This window comes from Alteromonas sp. AWQ4_252 (assembly GCF_056158205.1).
The window spans coordinates 1-4,578 of record NZ_JBSWSV010000005.1; the positions used below are offsets into that span (position 1 = coordinate 1).

Sequence of the window (4,578 nt, forward strand, 5' to 3'; positions counted from 1 at the left end):
ATAACCCTTTATTAATCAATTCAGGAATGTGGAAACAACTCACCTGGAAAGGGGTAGGAGTTGGTATCTACAAAGAATATGCTGTAGTGTGGTTTGGGCAGATAGCTGATGAGGAAAATACTATTGAGCTATGTCAATAGTATTAGTATTTTTCATTCTCGTTAGGAAAATCTTTAGACTTCACATCTTCAACGTAGTTAGTTACAGCTCCGGTGATAATTGTATCTAGATCTGCATATCTTCTCAAAAATCTAGGTTTAAACTCCTTAGTCATACCTAACATATCTTGAACTACAAGTACTTGGCCATCTACATATGGGCCTGCACCAATACCAATAATAGGAATTGAAACAGCCTCAGTCACCCTTCGAGCTAATTCAGCTGGAATTTTCTCTAATACAATACCGAAGCAGCCATATTCTTCAAGTAATTTGGCATCACTCAAAAGCTTTTCGGCTTCGGCTTCTTCTTTAGCTCTAACCGAGTATGTTCCAAACTTATAAATTGATTGTGGAGTTAATCCCAAATGTCCCATCACAGGCACTCCTGCACTCAATATTCTTGTAATAGAATCTTTTATTTCAGCGCCTCCTTCTAGCTTTACGGCATGAGCTCCCGATTCTTTCATAATGCGGATAGCCGACCTTAGCGCCTCTGAAGAATTTCCTTGATAGCTACCAAAAGGTAAATCCACTATCACAAAAGCTCTTTCAGCTCCCTTCACTACTGAACTACCGTGGTATATCATTTGCTCCAAAGTTATAGGAAGAGTGGTTTCATGCCCCGCCATTACATTAGATGCGGAGTCTCCTACCAAAAGCACATCAATACCTGCTGAGTCTAACAGGCGTGCCATTGAATAATCATAAGCGGTGAGCATAGCTATTTTCTCACCTCTGTTTTTCATTTCTTGTAATTGATGGGTAGTAACTTTTTTGATATCCTTTTTATGTACCGACATGCTTATCTCTTTAAGAGTTATCTTATAAGAGGGTGTTAGGTATACTAAAGACAAAAGTTGTACCTTCTAATTCCTCGCTGGTAACTTTTATCTCCGCATTAAGCTTATCTGCCACTTTTTTTACAATGTATAAGCCTAAACCTGATCCCTCACTTTTTTCTGTGGCTCTGTAAAACATGTCAAATATATGTGGAAGTTTTGACTCTTCAATACCTTCCCCATTATCTTCTACCGTAATCAAGGCTCGTTCTTTGCTTACTTCTGCCTCTATTCTTATAAAAGGATAATCTTTATCAAAAGATCTATATTTTAAAGCATTAGAAATCAGATTATTAAGGATAATTCGGATTCTGGTGAGGTCAGAACAGAATGATACATTTTGCTTTACCTTAGTTATAATCTCTAAGCCCTTGGTATCCGATGCATTATAGTAGCTTGAAATACTATTATTTATTTCCACCATTAAATTTATAGGGATATGCGCATCGTTAATTCTGTCATTACGAGAAATACTTAAAAGTTCCAGCACTAAGGAATCTAATCTTTTAACACTGCTCTCTATTTTCTCTATGCATTCCTCTTTTATTCTCTGCACCTCCTCTAACCTATATACATCTATAAGCCCAAGAATAGAGCGCAATGGAGAACGCAAATCGTGCGAAGCATGATAAACGAAGCTATCTAACTCAAAGTTTACCTTTTGCAACTCAAGCAAACTGGCTTTGGTTTGAGTAATGTCCTTTAAGATGCATTCGATAATATTTTCATCTTTATATAGCACAGCACTTAAAGAAACCCACAGCTTCTCGGAGTGACTAGTTTTTATTTCTAATTCAAGATTATCGATAGCATGATATTCCAATAATAGATTGAGCACCTTTGCTTTATCTCTACTATTGAGAAATATGTCAAAATTCACATCATCCTGATGCTCAGAATCAACCCCGACCAAAGACCAAAACTTTTCATTAGCCTCTATAATAGATCCGGTTTCAGCATGACTCCGAACCATGGCCACCAAAGAGTTTTGAAATAAATTTCGGTATTTCTCTTCGCTTCTTTTTAATGCATCGGCCGCTAATTCTCTATCAGTAATGTCGGTATGAGAGCCACTAACTCGGATGGTCCTACCCGAGGCCCCTCTAAGGGCTGTGGCACGCGAAAGGATCCAACGGAAAGTACCGTCAGTATGTTTTAATCGAAACACCTCTTGATAGGAAGAGGTGTTTCCCTTGATGTAATCTTTTAATTTTTCTACAGCATTGGCCTTGTCGTCAGGGTGCAGTATATCTTCCCAAATAGACATGAGGTCAACATCCTGCGTAATATCCATGCCCAACATGGTTTTCCAAGGCGTAGAAACGAAACCTTCATTCTTCTCAAAATCCCAATCCCACAGACCATCATTGGCGCCACTTGCAGCCGCTCTGTATTTATCCAGTCTATTTTTTAACTGCTCTATTTCTAGCTGTTTTTCCGCCAGAAGGCCTTCGAGCCTTTGAATTTCCTCTTTCACCGTTAATGATCAATAAGTTTCGTGCATTTACAACCCTAAACGGCTATAAGTTAAGAGTAGGAATTTATTAAAGCAAGCGAATACCTATCGGAGATAGACAACCTTCTCATTTTCTTTTAGTTGCACCTCCACATGATCCTTTATTGTAGTGGCCAATTCGTATCCTGCATATTTGGTTGAAATAGGAAATTTAAGATGGCTCCTATTTACCAATACAGCAGTTTCTATTTTAGAAATTTTAATATTTAAAAAAGGCTTTAGGCTGTAAGCCATAGTGCGGCCGGTATTCATTACATCATCAATAAGTATTACACACTTATTTTTTAAATGTTGAATATCACAACTTAGTGTAATTTCACTTTGTGTAGGAGCAAACTTATCGAGTTTCACCTCGATAAGTTCCACTTCAAACGGAGCTATTTCTTTTAAATTAACCTGCAGTAGTTTGGCTAATTCATATCCTTGGTCTAAAATTCCCGCCAGAATTATATGCTCTTCCTGAAAATTATTTTCATAAATTTCATAAGCAATTCTCTTAATCTTCTGGCGAACTTGTGTATCTGTTAATATTAAGCTTCTTTCACCCATATTATTGCGGTATTGGCATTACTTTGCTATCCTTAAAGGTAGAAAGTATTACTAAGGATTCCATATTATCTACTACTTCAATGTTAGTTACTCTTTCCAACATAAGCTTTTGATAAGCAGGAATATCTGCCGCTATAATTTTTAAAATAAAATCACCTGACCCTGTTACGTGATGGCATTCAACAACTTCTTCAATTTCATTGATACTATCAGTAAATATCTGAATATTATCTTTGTTGTGCCCCTTTAAAGATACCATTACAAAAGTACTTACTCCAAGCCCTACTTTTTCATTGTTAAGCTTTGCATGATAGCTCTTTATTACGCCAGAAGTCTCTAACTTCTTTACTCGCTCTAATGTAGGTGCTGGTGACAACCCTATTTCCTGAGCAAGTTGTGCATTAGTTATTTTAGCGTTAGTCTGGAGAATCTTTAAAATCTTAAGATCTATTTTATCGAGTTTCGCTTTGTCCTTCATTCTTTATTTTTGCCAAATAATATTTGCTGCGAAGATAGTTATAAAAAATAAGTTAATAAGAGAAGTTAATACAAACTTAATAGTTAATCAACCTTTAATCGATAGGTTTCACTTGTATTATCTGCTGTTACCTTCACTAAATACAAGCCTGATTTCATTCCTTGTACGTTGATATCAAAAGCGTTGTAACCGATTAAAAGTGTAACCTCCCGTATGGTTTTAACTTCATTACCTGCAGTATCAAAAATTTGAACAGAAGCTTTTTCTCCTCCATTTTTTGAAACCAGGCCTATAGCAAACTGTGACCTTGCGGGGTTAGGCCGTGGAGGAAGCATCACTACCTCTTCAGTACTATTTAGTGTTATACACTGATAGTTATTATTCAAGTCATTATCATCTATACCACTGATTAACGCATTAACGTAAACGCATAAATACTGAATGTTTAACTCTGTTAAGGTAAAGTCTAGAGATACATTGATCGTCTCTCCTGCATAAATGGTTTGATCTACCTTTTTACTTAAAGAAAGCTCTTCTCCAAGATCAATATCAACCTTAAAACTATCTACTATAACGGTACCTGTATTTTGAATTGAAAGTACTAATTCATCATTTTGAAAGATCGCTGATTCCAAATTCAAATCTAAATTTGGGTCTAATACACTTATTGGGTGACTAACAGTGTCTTTACATCCTTTATCATCAAAAGCAACTAATTCAACGTTATAAACATTTTCATCAGTAAACACATGCGATGGATTCTCCTCCTCACTGTTTTCCCCATCATTAAAATCCCAATAATATGTGCTAGCTCCGGCTGACGAGTTTGTAAACGCAATGCTCAATGGTGGCCCTCCAAAAGATACTGAAGGAGTAAAAGCTGCATTTGGAGCTTCTGACACAGTTACTGGCGCTACTGTACTGTAACTACACCCGTTTTCAGTCTCTATGGTAAACCTAACGTCATATTGCCCCACCGATGGGAATTTATGATATATAGAAGAATCCGCATAGAGCTTCTGATTATTAAAAGTC

At 36.6% G+C, this 4,578-nt stretch carries 5 protein-coding genes; all 5 read right to left on the bottom strand.

Features of this window, described 5'->3' with window-relative positions; all coding sequences use genetic code 11:
* Positions 1 to 142 precede the first annotated feature (142 nt).
* Positions 143 to 961 carry a 3-methyl-2-oxobutanoate hydroxymethyltransferase gene (gene panB / locus ACXACM_RS20355; RefSeq protein WP_474824474.1) on the bottom strand — a complete coding sequence of 273 codons (819 nt, stop codon included), beginning with the start codon at positions 959 to 961 and terminating at the stop codon, positions 143 to 145.
* 22 nt (positions 962 to 983) lie between these two features.
* Positions 984 to 2,477: a sensor histidine kinase gene (locus ACXACM_RS20360; RefSeq protein WP_474824476.1), complete on the bottom strand. Its 1,494-nt coding sequence runs from the start codon at positions 2,475 to 2,477 to the stop codon at positions 984 to 986.
* Positions 2,478 to 2,561: 84 nt separating this feature from the next.
* On the bottom strand, positions 2,562 to 3,065 hold the full coding sequence (locus tag ACXACM_RS20365; protein WP_474824478.1) for a phosphoribosyltransferase family protein: 504 nt from the start codon (positions 3,063 to 3,065) through the stop codon (positions 2,562 to 2,564).
* A 1-nt stretch (position 3,066) separates the two neighbouring features.
* Positions 3,067 to 3,543, bottom strand: a complete 477-nt coding sequence (locus tag ACXACM_RS20370; RefSeq protein WP_474824480.1) for an Lrp/AsnC family transcriptional regulator — start codon at positions 3,541 to 3,543, stop codon at positions 3,067 to 3,069.
* Between the two features lie 83 nt (positions 3,544 to 3,626).
* A partial coding sequence (locus tag ACXACM_RS20375; RefSeq protein ID WP_474824482.1) for a PKD domain-containing protein occupies positions 3,627 to 4,578 on the bottom strand: 952 nt, incomplete at its 5' end.

Bases quoted from the DNA above. Each gene is read 5' to 3' on its own strand.
- ACXACM_RS20370 (WP_474824480.1), bottom strand. From the start codon at position 3,543: ATGAAGGACAAAGCGAAACTCGATAAAATAGATCTTAAGATTTTAAAG.
- panB (WP_474824474.1), bottom strand. From the start codon at position 961: ATGTCGGTACATAAAAAGGATATCAAAAAAGTTACTACCCATCAATTA.
- ACXACM_RS20365 (WP_474824478.1), bottom strand. From the start codon at position 3,065: ATGGGTGAAAGAAGCTTAATATTAACAGATACACAAGTTCGCCAGAAG.